15 protein-coding genes are annotated in these 17,116 nt (G+C 53.3%); 10 read left to right on the top strand and 5 right to left on the bottom strand.

All coding sequences use genetic code 11. From position 1 onward, the window contains the following. The first annotated feature begins 202 nt into the window (after positions 1 to 202). The 7 genes from ACK3CJ_RS06510 (at position 203) to gdhA (ending at position 7,547) form a co-directional block, all read left to right on the top strand. The gene (locus ACK3CJ_RS06510) at positions 203 to 3,001 is read left to right on the top strand and encodes a monovalent cation/H+ antiporter subunit A (RefSeq protein ID WP_409525638.1); all 2,799 of its coding nucleotides are present in this window, start codon (positions 203 to 205) and stop codon (positions 2,999 to 3,001) included. Then, a complete protein-coding gene (locus tag ACK3CJ_RS06505; RefSeq protein WP_409525637.1) occupies positions 3,001 to 3,339 on the top strand; it encodes a Na+/H+ antiporter subunit C in 339 nt (112 codons plus the stop codon). Before ACK3CJ_RS06510 ends, ACK3CJ_RS06505 begins: the two co-directional genes overlap by 1 nt. Then, complete coding sequence (locus tag ACK3CJ_RS06500) at positions 3,336 to 4,862, top strand: monovalent cation/H+ antiporter subunit D (RefSeq protein ID WP_409525636.1); 1,527 nt, start codon at positions 3,336 to 3,338, stop codon at positions 4,860 to 4,862. Before ACK3CJ_RS06505 ends, ACK3CJ_RS06500 begins: the two co-directional genes overlap by 4 nt. Continuing rightward, a complete protein-coding gene (locus ACK3CJ_RS06495) occupies positions 4,859 to 5,353 on the top strand; it encodes a Na+/H+ antiporter subunit E (protein WP_409525635.1) in 495 nt (164 codons plus the stop codon). The genes ACK3CJ_RS06500 and ACK3CJ_RS06495 overlap by 4 nt, the downstream gene beginning before the upstream one ends. Continuing rightward, complete coding sequence (locus ACK3CJ_RS06490; RefSeq protein ID WP_409525634.1) at positions 5,350 to 5,619, top strand: K+/H+ antiporter subunit F; 270 nt, start codon at positions 5,350 to 5,352, stop codon at positions 5,617 to 5,619. The genes ACK3CJ_RS06495 and ACK3CJ_RS06490 overlap by 4 nt, the downstream gene beginning before the upstream one ends. Further along, positions 5,616 to 5,960, top strand: a complete 345-nt coding sequence (locus tag ACK3CJ_RS06485; RefSeq protein ID WP_409525633.1) for a Na+/H+ antiporter subunit G — start codon at positions 5,616 to 5,618, stop codon at positions 5,958 to 5,960. Before ACK3CJ_RS06490 ends, ACK3CJ_RS06485 begins: the two co-directional genes overlap by 4 nt. Positions 5,961 to 6,197: 237 nt before the next feature. Next, positions 6,198 to 7,547: an NADP-specific glutamate dehydrogenase gene (gdhA, locus tag ACK3CJ_RS06480; RefSeq protein WP_409526558.1), complete on the top strand. Its 1,350-nt coding sequence runs from the start codon at positions 6,198 to 6,200 to the stop codon at positions 7,545 to 7,547. 115 nt (positions 7,548 to 7,662) lie between these two features. Here gdhA and ACK3CJ_RS06475 read toward each other — a convergent pair whose 3' ends face one another. The 5 genes from ACK3CJ_RS06475 to ACK3CJ_RS06455 all read right to left on the bottom strand — a co-directional run bounded on the left by ACK3CJ_RS06475 (position 7,663) and on the right by ACK3CJ_RS06455 (position 14,560). Beyond that, positions 7,663 to 10,275, bottom strand: coding sequence for a PEP/pyruvate-binding domain-containing protein (locus ACK3CJ_RS06475; RefSeq protein ID WP_409525632.1), 2,613 nt, complete (start codon positions 10,273 to 10,275; stop codon positions 7,663 to 7,665). 59 nt (positions 10,276 to 10,334) lie between these two features. After that, positions 10,335 to 10,685: a ribbon-helix-helix domain-containing protein gene (locus tag ACK3CJ_RS06470; protein ID WP_409525631.1), complete on the bottom strand. Its 351-nt coding sequence runs from the start codon at positions 10,683 to 10,685 to the stop codon at positions 10,335 to 10,337. 166 nt (positions 10,686 to 10,851) lie between these two features. Then, positions 10,852 to 11,418 (bottom strand): DJ-1/PfpI family protein, encoded by a 567-nt coding sequence (locus tag ACK3CJ_RS06465; protein WP_409525630.1) that lies wholly within the window; start codon positions 11,416 to 11,418, stop codon positions 10,852 to 10,854. Between the two features lie 212 nt (positions 11,419 to 11,630). Then, positions 11,631 to 13,730, bottom strand: coding sequence for an elongation factor G (gene fusA / locus ACK3CJ_RS06460; protein WP_409525629.1), 2,100 nt, complete (start codon positions 13,728 to 13,730; stop codon positions 11,631 to 11,633). Positions 13,731 to 14,092: 362 nt separating this feature from the next. Then, positions 14,093 to 14,560, bottom strand: coding sequence for an META domain-containing protein (locus ACK3CJ_RS06455; RefSeq protein WP_409525628.1), 468 nt, complete (start codon positions 14,558 to 14,560; stop codon positions 14,093 to 14,095). Positions 14,561 to 14,817: 257 nt separating this feature from the next. On the opposite strand from ACK3CJ_RS06455, the gene ACK3CJ_RS06450 reads away from it, so the two are divergent. Genes ACK3CJ_RS06450 through ACK3CJ_RS06440 form a run of 3 tightly spaced genes read left to right on the top strand, consistent with a single transcriptional unit; the run spans position 14,818 to position 17,106 of the window. Further along, positions 14,818 to 15,342 (top strand): YfiR family protein, encoded by a 525-nt coding sequence (locus tag ACK3CJ_RS06450; protein WP_409525627.1) that lies wholly within the window; start codon positions 14,818 to 14,820, stop codon positions 15,340 to 15,342. Next, positions 15,339 to 16,643, top strand: a complete 1,305-nt coding sequence (locus ACK3CJ_RS06445; protein WP_409525626.1) for a diguanylate cyclase domain-containing protein — start codon at positions 15,339 to 15,341, stop codon at positions 16,641 to 16,643. The genes ACK3CJ_RS06450 and ACK3CJ_RS06445 overlap by 4 nt, the downstream gene beginning before the upstream one ends. Further along, a complete protein-coding gene (locus tag ACK3CJ_RS06440) occupies positions 16,609 to 17,106 on the top strand; it encodes an OmpA family protein (protein WP_409525625.1) in 498 nt (165 codons plus the stop codon). The genes ACK3CJ_RS06445 and ACK3CJ_RS06440 overlap by 35 nt, the downstream gene beginning before the upstream one ends. The last annotated feature ends 10 nt before the right edge of the window (positions 17,107 to 17,116 follow it).

Here is a 17,116-nt window from a genome sequence, read left to right as displayed (position 1 = left end):
AAGACTCTCCCCACAAGGTCATCCCCACAAGGCCATACAGCAGGTTTCCTACCTCTTATGGCCTACCCCGAAAAAGTACATGCAATTTGATCAGTAGGTGCTAACCTTTTCTCAGCGGCCAGATAATAACAGGAGCTGGGTAGGAATCGGAGAATACCCAAAGGTCCGCTGAAGCTCCGCCTGAGGATGCTTGACCGAGCTGATGCCCTTAGCACTGATCATTCTGACTCCATTGCTCTTTGCCATCCTGCCGGCAATCGGGCGACACTTGTCTATTTCACGCCTGGCGGTACTGGCAGCGCTGCCAACTCTGTTCAGCCTTGCCCTGCTGCTGATGCTGGCTCCCCGGATGCTGGCAGGCGATATCCTGATTCATGACTACAGCTGGATCCCTCACCTTGGCTTATCTATCTCGCTGAGACTGGATGGACTTTCCTGGCTGTTTGCGCTGCTGATCACCGGGATTGGCTGTCTCATCATTCTTTACGCACGTTGTTATTTTGAAGGTCATCCATCGGCTGGCCGTTTCTACTGCCTGATACTACTGTTCATGTCTGCCATGTTGGGTATCGTCATGTCAGAAAACCTGCTGTTCATGCTGGTGTTCTGGGAGATGACCAGTCTGGTCTCGTTTCTGTTGATCGGTTTCGGCTGGCATAAGCGCACGGCCCGGCGGGGCGCCCGCATGTCATTGGTCATCACAGGCGGCGGTGGTATCGCACTGTTAGCCGGAGTACTGCTGCTGGGACAGAGCGCCGGTAGTTATCAACTGACTGATATTCTGGCCGCCGGTGATCAGATCAAAGCAGATCCTCGCTATCCGCTGATTCTGGTGTTGATCCTGTTGGGTGCCTTTACCAAATCCGCCCAATTTCCCTTTCATCTGTGGCTACCCCATGCGATGTCGGCCCCCACACCTGTGTCGGCTTACCTGCATTCTGCAACAATGGTCAAGGCCGGTCTGTATCTGCTGGCAAGACTGCACCCGGCGTTGGCCGATACCGATCTGTGGTTCCTGCTGGTTGTGATGAGCGGGATGATGACCCTGATGATCGGCGCCTTTGTCGCGATGTTCATGCATGATATCAAGGGATTACTGGCTTACTCGACCCTATCTCATCTGGGTCTGATCACCCTGTTGATGGGTATTGGCACCAGCACGGCGATGGCAGCAGCATTATTCCACCTGATCAACCATGCCGTGATCAAGGCGCCACTGTTCATGATGGCCGGTGTGGTCGATCAGGCAACGGGCAGTCGTGATATGCGCCAGATCAATGGTCTCTACCGCTATCTGCCAGGATTGATGCTACTCACGGCAATACCGGCTGCCGCCATGGCTGGTTTGCCTTGGCTGAACGGTTATCTGAGCAAGAAGATGCTGTTTGCCGAGAGCCTGCAACTGGTCACAGCGCCCGACTGGGCCGTGATGATTATCCCGGTCTGGGTCACGCTGGCAGGCCTGTTCTCAGTCGCCTACTCCATCCGTATTTTCCATAATGTTTTCTTCAACGGTCACCCGATCGATCTGCCTATCTATCCACCCAAACCACCGGCGCGGCTGGTTCTCCTGCCAATTCTGATACTCAGTACCGGTTGTGTTCTGGCTGGTGCCTTTCCTCAGTATGTCTATGCCCTGCTGATTCAGCCAGCCGTGGAGGCCGCCACCGGTCTGTCTCATCCTACCTATGATTTCGATCAACTCGCCGATCTGCGCCTGCCGCTGCAGATGAGTCTGCTGGCACTGCTGGGCGGATTGATCTTCTACATGGCCAGAACACCCCTGTTTGCGATCCACAACCGCTTACCTGATGTGGACGCCAAGGAGATTTTCGAATGGCTTATGCAGCGCGTGATCCGCTTCTCGCAGAATCGAGTTTATCAGCTGGAAAATGGCTCTCTGCAGCGCTATCTGATGTTCCTGCTGGCCACTGCTCTGACCCTCTGTGCGGTGGCACTGATCGGCTTCAGTGGCTGGCGCGGCGAGCTTGCCATCACCCGCCCCGACGCCATGACACTGATGGGCGCCTGCATTCTGTCGCTGGCTGCTCTCGGAGTTGCCGTGTTTCATCGCCACCGCCTGCCAGCCCTGCTGCTGCTCGGCGTGACCGGCCTGTTTGTCACCCTCGCCTTTGCGCGCTTTTCGGCCCCGGATCTGGCCTTGACGCAACTATCGGTGGAGGTGATGGCGGTTGTGATCATGATGCTGGCCCTCTCATTTTTGCCACAGCAGTCGCCCAAGGAGTCTCAGCCCTATCGTAAGTTCAGGGATATCGTCATCGCCTGCATCGCAGGTCTCGGTGTCAGTCTGTTCAGCTTTGCCGTGATGACACGCCCCTTCAGCAGCATCTCGGACTATTTTCTTGCCAACAGTGTGCCCGGCGGAGGCGGTACCAATGTCGTCAATGTGATACTGGTGGATTTCCGTGGCTTTGACACACTCGGCGAGATCACCGTCCTGGGCATTGCCGCACTGGCCGTTTTCGCCTTCACACGGGAGCTGCATCTGAAGGAGCGCGTGGTGCCGATTGCTGATGAGCATTGGGTGGCTGAACCACATCCGGTGATTCTCAGCCGTGTCGCCCGGTTGGTGCTGCCAATCGCGCTGCTGGTATCAGCCTATATATTCCTGCGCGGCCACAATATGCCGGGCGGAGGTTTCATCGCCGGATTGATCACGGCTGTGGCGCTGACATTGCAGTATATGGCCGGTGGTCTGGTCTGGGCTCAGGAGCGGATGCTGACCCATTTCAGACCGCTGATCGGTGCTGGCATTCTCCTGGCCATCGGCACCGGGCTCGCCAGTCTGATATTCGGATATCCTTTCCTGACCACAACCTTCAACCATTTCGACTGGCCAGTGATAGGTGAGTTCGAGCTGGCCAGCGCCCTGCTGTTTGATCTGGGCGTATACATCACCGTGGTCGGCGCCACCCTGCTGATACTGGCCAATCTCGGCAAGCTGATGACGGTTGCCGGACCCGGCAAGGAGGTGGGCTGATGGAGATCCTGTTTGCACTCACACTGGGCGCACTGACCACCAGTGGTGTCTATCTGCTGCTGCGGGCGAGAACCTTTTCCGTGATACTCGGCCTGACGTTGCTCTCCCATGCCGTCAACCTCTACCTGTTCGGTATGGGCCGCCTGAAAACCGAATCCCCGGCTGTGATTGGACTGGTAAAGGACTATGCCGATCCCTTACCTCAGGCGCTTGTGCTGACGGCAATCGTGATCGGCTTTGCCATGACCAGTTTTGTCGTGGTGCTGGCACTCAAGGCAGCCGTGGAACTGCGCAACGATCATGTCGATGGCGAAGACCCGAATGAGGATCGACCATGACGAATCTCATGGTTATGCCTATTCTTATCCCACTGATGGCAGGCGCTGGTCTGCTGCTGGGGTTCAAGGCTTCGTTAACGATACAGCGCCTGACCAGCCTGGGCAGTTGTGGTCTGCTCGTGCTGCTGGGTGTATGGGCTGTCCTTCAGGCCGGTCGCGGGGAACACCTCCTCTACAACCTGGGCAACTGGATCGCACCCTATGGCATCGTGCTGGTGCTGGATCGACTGAGCGCGATCATGCTGTTGTTAACCGCCTGTCTGAGCCTGATTGCGGCACTCTATGCCTGCCGGGGAGCAGATCAAGAAGGTTCTCACTTTCATGCCCTGTTTCAGTTGCAACTGACCGGTATCAACGGTGCCTTTCTGACAGGTGATCTGTTCAATCTGTTTGTATTTTTCGAGATTCTTCTGATCGCCTCCTATGCGCTTCTGCTCCACGGTGGTGGTCGGGCCCGCAGCCGAGCCGGACTGCACTATGTGATCATCAATCTGGTCGGCTCTGCGCTGTTCCTGCTGGCAGTCGGCACTCTGTATGGTCTGACCGGCACACTCAACATGGCCGATCTGGCAGTGAAAATTGCCCGCATGCCCGTGGCTGATCAGCCCCTGCTGACCAGTGCAGCGCTTTTGCTGCTGGTGGTCTTCGGCGTCAAGGCAGCGTTGCTGCCACTGCTGTTCTGGCTACCCCGCGCCTATTCTGCGGCCAGTGCGCCGGTGGCAGCGCTGTTTGCGATCATGACCAAGGTCGGCATCTATTCGATGCTGAGGGTATTTCATCTGGTCTTCGGCCAGGGAGATCAACCGCTCAACCTGACCCTGTGGGCGTGGCTCTGGCCATTGGCACTGGCGACCTTGCTGCTCGGCGCCATCGGAGTGCTGGGCTCGGCGAGTCTACGCACCCTGACGGCCTATCTTGTGATCGTCTCCGTCGGCACACTGCTTGGCGCCATCTCGCTGCCGGGGCAAGAGATGCTGAGCTCAGCACTCTATTACCTGCTGCACAGCACCTGTCTGACCGCTACCTTTTTCCTGCTGGCCGACCTGATCGGTAAGCAGCGCTACCGTGGTTATGATCGTTTTCTGCAGGTATCACCACTGAATCATCGATGGTTGCTGGGCAGTGTGTTTTTTATCGGTGCCATCAGTATCACCGGCCTGCCACCTTTCAGCGGGTTCATCAGCAAGCTATGGCTGATCCAGTCCGCGATGAAAAATCCATCCGGTGGTCTACTCTGGGGGCTGATGCTACTGGCAGGTTTGCTGACCTTGATTGCGCTGAGCCGAGCCGGTAGTCGCTGGTTCTGGCGCCCCACCACCTCAGTCTCCTCACCACAGCGGCTTGATAAACCCAGTTTTGCACTGATCTGTCTGATGCTCAGCATCAGCCTGTTGCTTTCTCTGCTGGCAGAACCGGTCATCCACTATCTGGAACTGACAGCGCAGCAGATCCTGTCGCCGCAGCGCTATATCGATGCAGTACTGAATCAGGCATGGCTGACCGAACTGGAGGTTCAGAGATGAATCGTTTTACCTTCTGGCTGCCCCGACCAATCTTTACACTCTTTCTGGCAGTACTCTGGCTGTTCCTTGTGAACAGCTTCAGCGTTGCTCAGGTGTTGCTGGGGCTGGGATTAGGCATTCTGATCCCCTTTTCGACCCGTCGTTTCTGGCCGGAACCAGCACTCATGCATCACCCATTGTTATTGCTGCGCTACTTTCTTGTGCTGCTCTGGGACATCATCTGCTCCAACCTTATCGTGGCCCGGCGCATTATCGGGCGGGTCGATCAGTTGTCACCCGGCTTCATCACCTACCCCGTGGAGCTGGTGGATGAGTTTGCCATCACCCTGCTGGCCAGCACCATTTCGCTGACACCCGGCACAGTGACATCACACTACGATACACAGCAAGGGACACTGCTGATCCATGTTTTGCATATCGACGACGAGCGGGCGCTGATTGAGCAGATAAGGACACGCTACGAGAAACCGCTGAAGGAGATCTTCCAATGATTGCACTGGTCATCCCAATTGCGCTGACGCTCTTTTCGCTTGGCATACTGCTGAATCTGTACCGATTATTGATTGGTCCGGACATCACTGATCGCATTCTTGCGCTGGATACGCTGATGATCAACAGCATTGCGGTGATTGTGCTGGCCGATATCCAGATGCAACTGGGTATACTGTTCGAAGCCGCGATGTTGATCGCGTTAATGGGCTTTGTCGGCACCATAGCAATGACCAAGTATCTGCTGCGGGGGGATGTGATCGAATGAATACTCTCCCCTGGCTGCTGGAACTGATCATCGCCCTGTTTATTCTGATCGGCGCCCTTGTCGCACTGCTCGGTTCAATCGGTCTGGCACGGCTACCGGATTTCTACATGCGCCTGCATGGCCCGACCAAGGCCAGCACCCTCGGCGTGGGCTGCACGCTGATCGGTTCATTGCTCTATTTCAGCTTCCTGACCGACGGCATATCGGTGCAGGAAGCGATCATTACGCTGTTTCTGTTTGTCACGGCACCGGCAAGCGCGCATATGATGGCCAAGGCCGCACTGCATCGGCGGGTAAAATGTGTCGATAAGACCCTTAATATTCCCTGGCGGGATCAGTAGTCTGGCACATTCATTCCCTTGCCAATCATGAGAAACGTCTACGACCATTTGCCCGTTGCTTTATATTAGTGCATTGTGATGAAATTGAGCGCTTTGCGTGAAGCACATGATCTCTGCCAACTCAGTTCACGCCACTTTTATCGCACCACTTTTATCGCACCACTTTTATCGCACCACTTTTATCGCACCACTTTTATCGCAACACTTTTTGCTGTTCACTTTCTTGGAGTCACAACTATGTCGGTAATTCTCGACGAAAAGCTTGAGCTGATCTATCAGGATGTCCTGCGCCGCAACGCGGGTGAAACGGAGTTTCATCAGGCGGTACATGAGGTTCTGGAAACACTGGGTCCTGTTCTGGTCAAATACCCCGAGTATGCTGATCGCAAAATCATTCAGCGTATCTGTGAGCCTGAGCGTCAGATTATCTTCCGTGTCCCCTGGCAGGACGATAAGGGCGAGTTTCAGATCAACCGTGCGTTTCGTGTTGAGTTTAACAGTGCACTTGGCCCCTACAAGGGCGGCATGCGTTTTCACCCATCTGTTTATCTGGGCATCATCAAGTTTCTCGGTTTTGAACAGATTTTCAAAAATGCCCTGACCGGCATGCCGATCGGCGGCGGCAAGGGGGGCAGCGATTTTGATCCCAAAGGCAAATCTGATGATGAGATCATGCGCTTCTGCCAGAGCCTGATGACCGAGCTGTTCCGTCATATCGGCGAATACACCGATGTTCCGGCAGGTGATATCGGCGTCGGTGCCCGTGAGATCGGTTATCTGTTTGGCCAATACAAGCGCATCACCAACCGCTATGAATCCGGCGTGTTCACCGGCAAGGGGATCAACTGGGGTGGAAGTTGTGCGCGCACCGAAGCCACTGGCTACGGCACCGTGTTCTTCGTTCAGGAGATGCTCAAGGCACGTAACGATTCTCTGGATGGCAAGACCTGCATCGTATCGGGCTCCGGCAACGTGGCCATCTATGCGATCGACAAGGCCACCCAACTGGGTGCCAAAGTGATCGCCTGCTCCGACTCCAACGGTGTCATCATAGATGAGCAGGGAATCGACCTGAATCTGGTCAAACGGTTGAAGGAGGTTGAGCGCCGCCGCTTGAGCGCTTATGCCGAAGAGCGCAGCCATGCCAAATACCTGCCCGGTGGTAATATCTGGCAGATTCCGTGCGATGTCGCGCTACCCTGCGCCACACAGAATGAATTGAACGGTAAGGACGCCAAATCGCTGGTCGAAAACGGCTGTATCGCAGTGGCAGAAGGCGCCAACATGCCCACTACGCCGGAAGGAATCGCTATCTTCCAGCAGGCGGGCATCGCTTATGGCCCCGGCAAGGCAGCCAATGCTGGCGGAGTTGCCACCAGTGCACTGGAGATGCAGCAGAACGCCAGTCGTGACTACTGGACCTTCGAACATACCGAAGCGCGTCTGCAGGAGATCATGGTGAATATTCACCGTAACTGCTTTGAAACCGCAGAAGAGTTCGGCGCACCCGGTAACTACGTGGTCGGTGCCAATATCGCTGGTTTCCTGAGAGTCGCCCGGGCCATGGACGCGATGGGTCTGATCTGATCCTCGCCCAACCCGTCAGGCGAGGTGCTGCTCATGCACCTCGCCTTTTCATATCACCTTATTCATCACTGCGCTTTTAAATCACTCAGACCAGAAGATCGTTCAGATCTGACGATCAACCACCATCCGCCTGGTAACAGAGCAGACGCTGACTCACCACATCAGCCACCAGCCGTAAGGGTTGAGCGCTCAGATCATAAATCCGTACCACTGCACTTACCGCATCATCGAACTCATCTTCATCCGTGCACAACTCCTGCGCCGAAAGTGATACCACATTGGACGAACTCAACCACTGCGGGTGATAGTGTGTGCTGCTTTCATTCGGGAAGAGTGCTACATAGGCAATCGATGACTCCACCAGATCCTGAAAGAAGTGCGATCCGAACGAGAGATCCGGCACCATGCCCGCTCCCATTTCGGCCACCTCAACCAGCACGGCGATCCGGCTGATATCGGCAAAACGCACCGGCACACCCAGCTCTGGGCTGCTAGTGCCCCAGCGACCAGGCCCTATCAACACAGTTGATCGCTCTTCATCTGCGCGACAGATCTGCCCGATGAGTTTCGCCACTTCGTACTTCTGAGAGATGCTCAAGCCTGCATACTGCCTGGCATCGACCTGCACGACACGATCCAGACGGATATCCATATTACCACCCATGAAGTGGCCCTCTGTCCTGAAGTACAGTGTCTCTTCATCGATCTGCTCGGGCAGCGTGACCTGCTGGCTCGGCCCAAGCACTGCCAACGGGCGGCACTGCACCAGATTGAACGTCGGCTCGCCATCGGGTCCGAGATGAACGGTAAACTCCACATCCACTGGATGTTCATATGCCTGCTCCAGCGTCGTCAGCATATTTCTCAGAAGCGGCACAAACTCGGTTCTGCGTAGCAGGGGATCAAACGTCAGACGCCACACAGGGGCAGGATCAGGCAGTTGGCGTGCGCGCTCTGTTGCTTCTCTGTCCAGCTCACCCAGAGCTGACAGCGGCAGGTGCGGGCACTCCTGACTCAACCGCATCAGGGAGCGTGACTGCAGTTGGTTGTCGGCCACATTGAGCAGATCCACCAGCGATTGAGAAAAGCGATAGGCCTCATCACGGTTACGAAAGGGTCGTTTGTGTGGGTAATCCAGTGCCACCACACAGGCATGATCCCCCTCGATACGGTCCACCGCCCGTGTGCCAAGTCCCATCACCAGCCTTACCATCCCTGCTGCCGGATCCATATCCGCATCCCAGGCAAAGGTGTTACGAGACACGCCAACACCGGCTGCATCCGGGAGATAGTACTGGCCCTGATACCGACCGTTCACTCGCTGCAGCAACAGCGCCATCGGCTCCTCAAGGTCTGCCAGTCCCCGCTGCTGACGATACACCAATGCATCTTCGCTGAAGGAGGAGGCATAGACCTGTCGAATCGCCTGTTCAAGTTGTGTCAGACGTTGTTCAGGACTGCCCTGGTTGACCAGAAACACACTCTCATATTTACCCGCAAACGCATTACCGAATCCATCTTCCAGCAGGCTACTCGACCTGACCAGAATCGGATACTGACCAAAATGATCCAGCATCCGCTCCAGTTCCTGTCTGATCTCCTGTGGGATCTCACCTTCGAGCACCGCCTGACGTAATAGAGGCGCTTGCTCGAAATAACCTGATGCAGTCCTTTGCAGCATTACATTAGCCCAGAGGCGGTTATGCACCAGAAACGCGTAATACACATCCGATCCGAGGTAGTAGGAATCATGTGGTTCCAGACGCTGCTGCCAGCAAGCGCCGTCCTCTCGGAGTAGAATCGCTCGTGCCAGCAGCATCCCTGCTGCTTTTCCGCCAATATAACCACTACCGATCATGCGGCTGCGAATGGCCAGCAGATCCTCCAGCGACAGATACTTTTGTGCCAGTGTCAGCATGCGTGAATCACGGCTGATCAATATCGGCAGGATCTGATCCAGACAGGCTTGCTGCGCAGCGTCATCCTCCAGCATCCGTGGATCTGATACATTCAGAAACAGCTGGTCCCAATGATCAAGCAGCTGTTGGCCCTGCCCATGCCTGAGCTCAATCAGCGCCTGCAACCGCGTTGCATCACTGCTGTCGGTAACCGGTATGAACTGATCCTGTGCCTGGCGATGCGGCAGGAACATGGTCGGTGATTGTCGCTCCCACACTTTGACCGGCTGTATCTGGGACTCATTGCCAGCCCGATGCACATCGATCAGTACCTGCGTGGTGTCACGGATACGAGCCAGCGTGACCTGAGAGTGAGCACGTGGATAGAGTGCAAAGTAAGCCACTGTGTCCAGCTCATAGAGAAAGGGGCAGATCACTCGGAAGAAGTTACCCACCATATGATCCGTGGCCCAGGCATCCTGCAGATCGGTCAGACAGTCACAGACATAGAAGGCTCCTCGTCCATACTCCGCCACGAGTTGCCAGACATGACGCGTGAAGGCTTCGAACCCGCGCAAAGCATCAACACGCACGACACGAACACCCTGCCCTTCCTCAACCAAGGGGGAATGATGCCCGAAACGCAGATAGATAATGGATCGACCCTGAGCCACTGCAGCGGCGACAAACGGCGTGACAAACCGGCGATAATCATCAATGTCTTCGACCCGCCAGACCACATTATCACCGATGCGCAGGCCGCTCAGAATCTGGTCCAGCCCGCTGATTCCGGTGGAAACAACTTGTTCTGATTCGTTGCCTGTCAGCATCTGTGATCGCCTGTCTGAATTAAGATGACAGCCATTACGACAGAATCAGACAGGTCGCGTCAATGCCAGTCCTTCTTTTCCCGCGCCAGTATCTGCGTGGCATCAAGAGAGGCGATCGGTACTCGGACATCGGCAGGAATATCATGACTCAGTTGCAATGACAGATATCGCAGGGCGCAAACACGTAGAAATGAGGTGAAATTACCCAGATCATGCCCGGCATCAATCGACTCGTGATAAAGCTTTGTCAGCATCTGCGGCAGATGCATGCCATCGCGCTGAGCGATCTCTTCCAGCAGCGTCCAGAAGCCGTTTTCCAGCCGGATACTGGTCACCATACCGTCGATACGAAGGGAACGTGAGGAACTGACCCAGAGGGTAGGATCAGCGCCGATAAACAATCTGCACATGGGAAGGCTCCACAAGTGTCTGTATAAGGCTCAATTAGAAGCTTATGTCTGTAGAAGATTATGCTTCCAGAAGCGCCTGCCCCTATAATTTTTTGTATTTAGAGACATCAGTATAGACGACGAATCGGTGCCGAGCAGAAGGGATCTACCCAGCACCGGGCTCTCATCACTTATTGAGCAGAACCATAAACTGAGCCAGCCAGTCTGGATGTGCAGGCCAGGCCGGTGCGGTGACCAGATTGCCATCGGTGACTGCCTTATCCACGGCAATGTTGGCGTAACGTCCACCTGCAAGCTCCACCTCGGGTTGGCAGGCTGGGTAGGCCGAGCAGTGCCGCTCCTTCAGTACACCAGCTGCAGCCAGCAACTGCGCACCATGACAGATCGCTGCCACCGGTTTATCTGCAGTGAAGAAATACTGCACCATTTTCAATACATTCACATTCAGACGCAGGTACTCAGGGGCACGTCCGCCGGGAATCACCAGCGCATCGTAATCTTCCACCCGAATCTCATCAAAGCTGGCATTCAGTGCAAACCGATGCCCGGGTTTCTCGGTATAGGTCTGATCACCTTCAAAATCGTGGATCGCGGTCGCAACTGTATCCCCCGCTTTCTTGTCGGGACAAATGGCATGCACGACATGACCAACCGCCTGAAGTGCCTGAAAAGGCACCATGGTTTCATAATCCTCGGTGAAGTCACCAGTGATCATCAGAATCTTCTTATTCATTGCTGTACTCCTGATGGTAGTTTGAACCCTCTTTGTAGCAATGAAATGAGAACAAGGGGTAGTAGCGGATTACTACATGGCAAAACAGTATGGTAAACCAGACAAACAAAAAAACCCCGCCAGAGCGAACTGGCGGGGTTTTTTTAAAGCGCGCTGACTATATAGCTGTATTAACTACATAGCGGTATTAACTACATAGCTGTATTAACTACTTAGCCTTTAGCAGCGGCTGCTTTCTTTTCTTTCTCTTTGGCGATTACAGTCTCAGCTACGTTAGCCGGGCACGGTGAGTAGTGCGCGAACTCCATAGAGAACTGACCACGGCCTGAAGTCATGGTACGCAGAGTACTGATGTAACCGAACATTTCTGACAGAGGTACGTCAGCTTTAACTCGTACGCCAGTAACACCTGCTTCCTGACCCAGGATCATGCCACGACGACGGTTTATGTCACCGATAACATCACCCACGTGATCTTCAGGAGTGAACACGTCAACTTTCATGATCGGTTCAAGCAGCTGCGGGCCAGCTTTTGGCATTGACTGTCTGAAGGCGCCTTTAGCGGCGATTTCAAACGCGATAGCTGATGAGTCAACGGCGTGGTAAGCACCATCGAACACTTCAATCTCAACGTCCAGTACCGGGAAGCCTGCCAGGGTACCAGTAGACATCATGCCCGCAAAGCTTTTCTCAATCGCTGGGATAAACTCTTTTGGTACGTTACCACCAACGACTGATGATTTGAACGTAAAGCCAGAGTTCTGCTCGCCAGGACGGATGCGGTAATCAATTTTACCGTACTGACCTGAACCACCAGATTGTTTCTTGTGGGTATAGCTGTCTTCGATTGCGCTGGTAATGGTTTCGCGGTAAGCAACCTGTGGCTGACCTACGACCAATTCTACGCCATAGGTACGCTTCAGAATGTCTACTTTGATATCCAGGTGCAATTCACCCATGCCTTTCAGGATGGTTTCACCTGAGTCAACGTCGGTTTCAACCCGGAACGTTGGATCTTCAGCAACCATCTTGCCGATAGCGATACCCATTTTTTCTGTAGAACCCTTGTCTTTAGGTGCAACAGAAATAGAGATTACTGGCTCTGGGAATACCATTGGCTCAAGCGTACAAGGGAACTTGGGATCACACAGGGTGTGGCCAGTCTGGGTGTTGTTCTTCATACCCACCAGCGCAACGATGTCGCCAGCCTGAGCTGTGGTCAGCTCAATACGGTCATTGGCGTACATTTCAACCATTCGACCGATACGCTCGGTTTTACCGGTGAAAGAGTTCAGGATGGTATCACCCTTGTTCAGTACACCTGAGTAAATACGAATGAAGGTCAGTGCGCCGAAACGGTCATCCATGATTTTGAATGCCAGGGCACGGAATGGCTCATCAGCAGAAACAATAGCGTGCTCGCCAATTTCGTTACCTTCTTCGTCAGTCAGTGGCTGAGGAATAACTTCAGTTGGTGATGGCAGATAATCAACAACAGCGTCCAGCAGCAGCTGCATACCTTTGTTTTTAAAGGCAGAACCACAGAAAGTCGGGAAGAAGACCAGATCACGGCAACCTTTACGGATGCAGCGTTTGAGGTCTTCAATAGATGGCTCTTCGCCTTCCATGTAAGCCATCAGCAGATCGTCGTCCTGTTCCAGCGCAGTTTCGACCAACTGGGTACGGTACATTTCAACGTCATCAGCCATATCAGCTGGTACATCAGTAATCGTGTAGTTTTCTGGCTGTCCAGTCTCATCCCAGATGTAAGCTTTCTGGGTTAACAGATCAACCACGCCAGTGAAGGTATCTTCACGGCCGATAGGCAACACCATGATCAGAGGGTTTGCACCCAGCACTTTCTTGACCTGCTCGGTTACGCGGATAAAGTCAGCACCGATACGGTCCAGTTTGTTAACGAAGATCAGACGCGATACTTCAGCATCGTTCGCATAACGCCAGTTGGTTTCTGACTGGGGTTCAACACCACCAGAACCACAGAATACGCCGACACCGCCATCCAATACTTTCAGTGAACGGTAAACTTCAACGGTGAAGTCAACGTGGCCCGGAGTATCGATAACGTTGAAACGGTAGCCTTTCCAGAAACAGCTTACGGCTGCTGACTGGATAGTGATTCCGCGCTCGGCTTCCTGTTCCATAAAGTCAGTAGTCGATTCACCTTCGTGAACTTCACCTAACTTATGAATTTTGCCGGTCAGTTTCAGAATTCGCTCGGTAGTAGTGGTTTTGCCAGCATCTACGTGGGCGAAGATACCAATGTTTCTGTATAAGGATAAATCTGCTGACATAGTCATCTCAATAAGCTAGGGTTTTAAAATAGTGCGAGATTATACAGGATTTTAAATTACTTTGCAGAGAAAAATATTGCTTGTCACTAAATTTTTATCTATCTCCGTGACCCTGACGTTCAAGAGCTTAGTTCCAAGGCTTAGCTCTAGGGCAGTCATGCAGATAACTACTCTTTCAGAACTCAGCAAACCTTGCATCAAGGTGCTTTCAGTGCTGTTGGCCTTTGTGATATCGGCCGCCCACTCCCACACTGCGCAAGCTGACGAATATCATTTTTATACCGAAGGAGAATTGCGGCTCAGATGGATATACCTCTTCGCCCGTGCGACAGACTGAGGAAATCGTGAGCCGTTACCAGTAATCAGTTTTCAGCTGCAGTATCGACCTGAAAACGCATTAGCAGCTCTCCGCTGTCACTGAACAACTCCAACAGATCGTCTTTGATTTCATAGCTCCGTACCAACGCGATCAGATAATTGAAGCTATCTGCCACTTCCATCCCATCAACGCAAGCCATTCGTGTCGAGGCCATCTGCGTAAAACTCAGTTGCCGACCTTGTTCTTGATAGCCACCCATCAGCCTATTACAGCCATCTGAACCAGCGACACGGCCATCGGGCAGAAACGCCAGAACTGGATGGCGCATCATATTTTCCTGTTCAGGAACGGCCTCATCACGCAGCTGCAACAACTTCCACTGAGTATCTTCAAGTGTCATCCACTGCACTCCAGATTCAGTACCTGCGGTGGTGCAGGCAGGCAGCGCTATTAGCAACATCAGCACCAACGCCGTCATTGGCAACCATCGGTTGAACTTCTTGTCCATCATATATCATCTCGCTTATCCTTTAGTTATCCATCCAGTGTAGTTTAACTGTCTGAATCCGCGATGAATAAATCACGAAGTACTGATTTAACAGGTGCTTATACTCCTTCATCACAAAGGTATTGAACCTCAGTACAGGTTGACATGAGTATTGAATAAGGAAACACTGATCCCGTACACCTCAACACCAAGCATGGACGTCCTGTTTGCATAACTTCTTGCTCTCATTCTATACAGTCTCATTCAGACGGTTACTCCAGATGTTGCTGTCGCTCATCGTGCTGTCTGTTGCTGGCAATATCACAGCACAGGAGCAGTCTGAGCCACTGATGCCGCAGCGCACAGCAGCAGTGACTGATGTGGTACTCGGCATCCTCGGCTATACGCGATGGAAAAGTGAGCCCGGTCCGATCGATTTTTGTGTCACCGCACCTACTGAGTATGCCGATACACTTCTTCACGCCAACCTGGAAGTGCTCGGCCAACCTCTGATACCTCAACGTATCGAATGGGATGCCGAAGATATCGCGCTTCGCTGCCAAGTGATCTATATCGGTGTAATGGAAGAAACAGATTACATGAGCTTGTCTCATCGTATCAGTGGATCCCCTATTCTCACTATCAGCGAGCAAGACGAGCGCTGTAGTGTCGGCAGCATGTTCTGTCTGCTGGTAAACAATCTTGAAGTGCGTTTTCTGGTCAATCTTGATTCCATCGCACGTAGCGGAGTACGCGTTCACCCACACGTTCTGAAACTCGGCAACCGAACGGTGGTTCAGGAATGAATACTCACTTTACCGCGAAACCACTTCTGCCATCACTCAGGGCAACGTTGAACAAAGCTCACCTGTCTGTTGCCCTGATAGCCGTGGGTCTTGCCAGTCTTTTATTGACCCTGATTGCTCTGCTGGCGCTACGTGTCTATGCCGAACATAACTTGCAACTGATCGCCCGGTCCGTCAGTTACACGGTTGAAGCAGCAGTCATATTCCATGATGAGGAAGCGGCATACGAAGCCCTGACGCTGATAGTTGCCACAGAGGAGGTTGCTAACGCACACGTAACCGATCGCGAAGGAAAACTGTTGGCACGCTGGGAAAAGCCATCCCAAGGGCTATTTGATCAGGCAGGAAGGTTAATGGCGAACCTGATGCAGCCTCCCGTACAGGTCCCCATCGCTCAAGGCAGACGCATTCTCGGTCAGGTATATGTCACTGGCAGTGGCGGCAGCCTGCTTTCTTTTCTGGTCAGCGGTTTACTTGGCATGATCATCTGCATGACGATCAGTATTATGAGCGCCTATCATCTGTCACGGCGGATGCAGGGCAATATCACGCGCCCTCTTCGGAAACTGGTCAGTGTGGCACATGCCGTGCGTTACGACCGTGATTTTTCGCAACGCGTACCGAGGGCCAGCATTGCCGAGCTGAACGAGTTGGGTGATGATTTCAATGAGCTGCTGGATGAGCTTGAGCAGTGGCAGAAGCACCTGAAAAGAGAGAATGAGCATCTGACCCGCAAAGCTACACACGACAGCCTGACCGGTCTGCCTAATCGCCTCTACTTTGAAGGACGGCTCAAGCAGGCTGTACGTGATGCCATTGAACACGATCAACAACTGGCTGTGTTCTATCTCGACAGCAATGGCTTTAAAAAGATCAATGATACCCTGGGACATGCGGCAGGTGACGCTGTGCTGACCACTGTGGCGGCTCGCGTCAAAGCGCAGCTCCGATCAGAGGATGTTGTTGCCAGGCTTGGCGGCGACGAGTTTGCGGTAGTGATCAACCCGCTGAATGACACTGCAGATGCCTTCATCATTGCCGAAAACATCCTGGCAAGCATGAATGACCCCATCAGAATACCCGATGGACGCATCATCCCGACCTCCCTCAGCCTGGGTGTTGCCATCTACCCAACACATGGCAGAACCGCCAATGCATTACTACACAGCGCCGACAAAGCGATGTACACTGCCAAGCGCAATAAACAGGGAGGCTGGCAACTAGCTGATCCAGTAGCCACAGAAAACAGTTATCAGGAGACTTTAAGTGCTGAACAAAAACATACACAAACGTTTATTTGAAACCACCATTTGTATATTCATGCTGTTATTGCTGGTCGGTTGTCAGACAGTACCATCTGGACTGAATGCCAGACAGGTGGAGGTACTCAAGAAAAATGGCTTCGAGTTGACCGATCAGGGATGGCTACTCAATCTGTCAGGGAAAGTACTCTTCGGCTTTGATGATGTCACAACGGGTCCCGAAGAAAAAGCGATTATCACCAGGATTGCTGACTCACTGTTAGAGGTGGATATCAGCCAGCTCAGACTTGAAGGCCATACCGACTCCATCGGCGCGCAGAGCTATAACGACACACTGTCACTTAATCGTGCCAAAAGAGTTTCGGAGCTGTTTGTCGAGGCTGGTTTCAATCCCGATAATATCAGTGCACAGGGACTGGGCAGTCGTTATCCCGTCGCCAGCAATGATACGTTAAAGGGTCGACAAGAGAACCGGCGCGTCAGCATTATCGTTCAACCCTGATAACGCTGAA

The sequence above is a fragment of the Nitrincola salilacus genome (assembly GCF_046271865.1).
Lineage (GTDB): Bacteria > Pseudomonadota > Gammaproteobacteria > Pseudomonadales > Balneatricaceae > Nitrincola > Nitrincola salilacus.
Note: the sequence above shows the minus strand (reverse complement) of the source record. Positions and strands in the feature narration are given on the sequence as shown.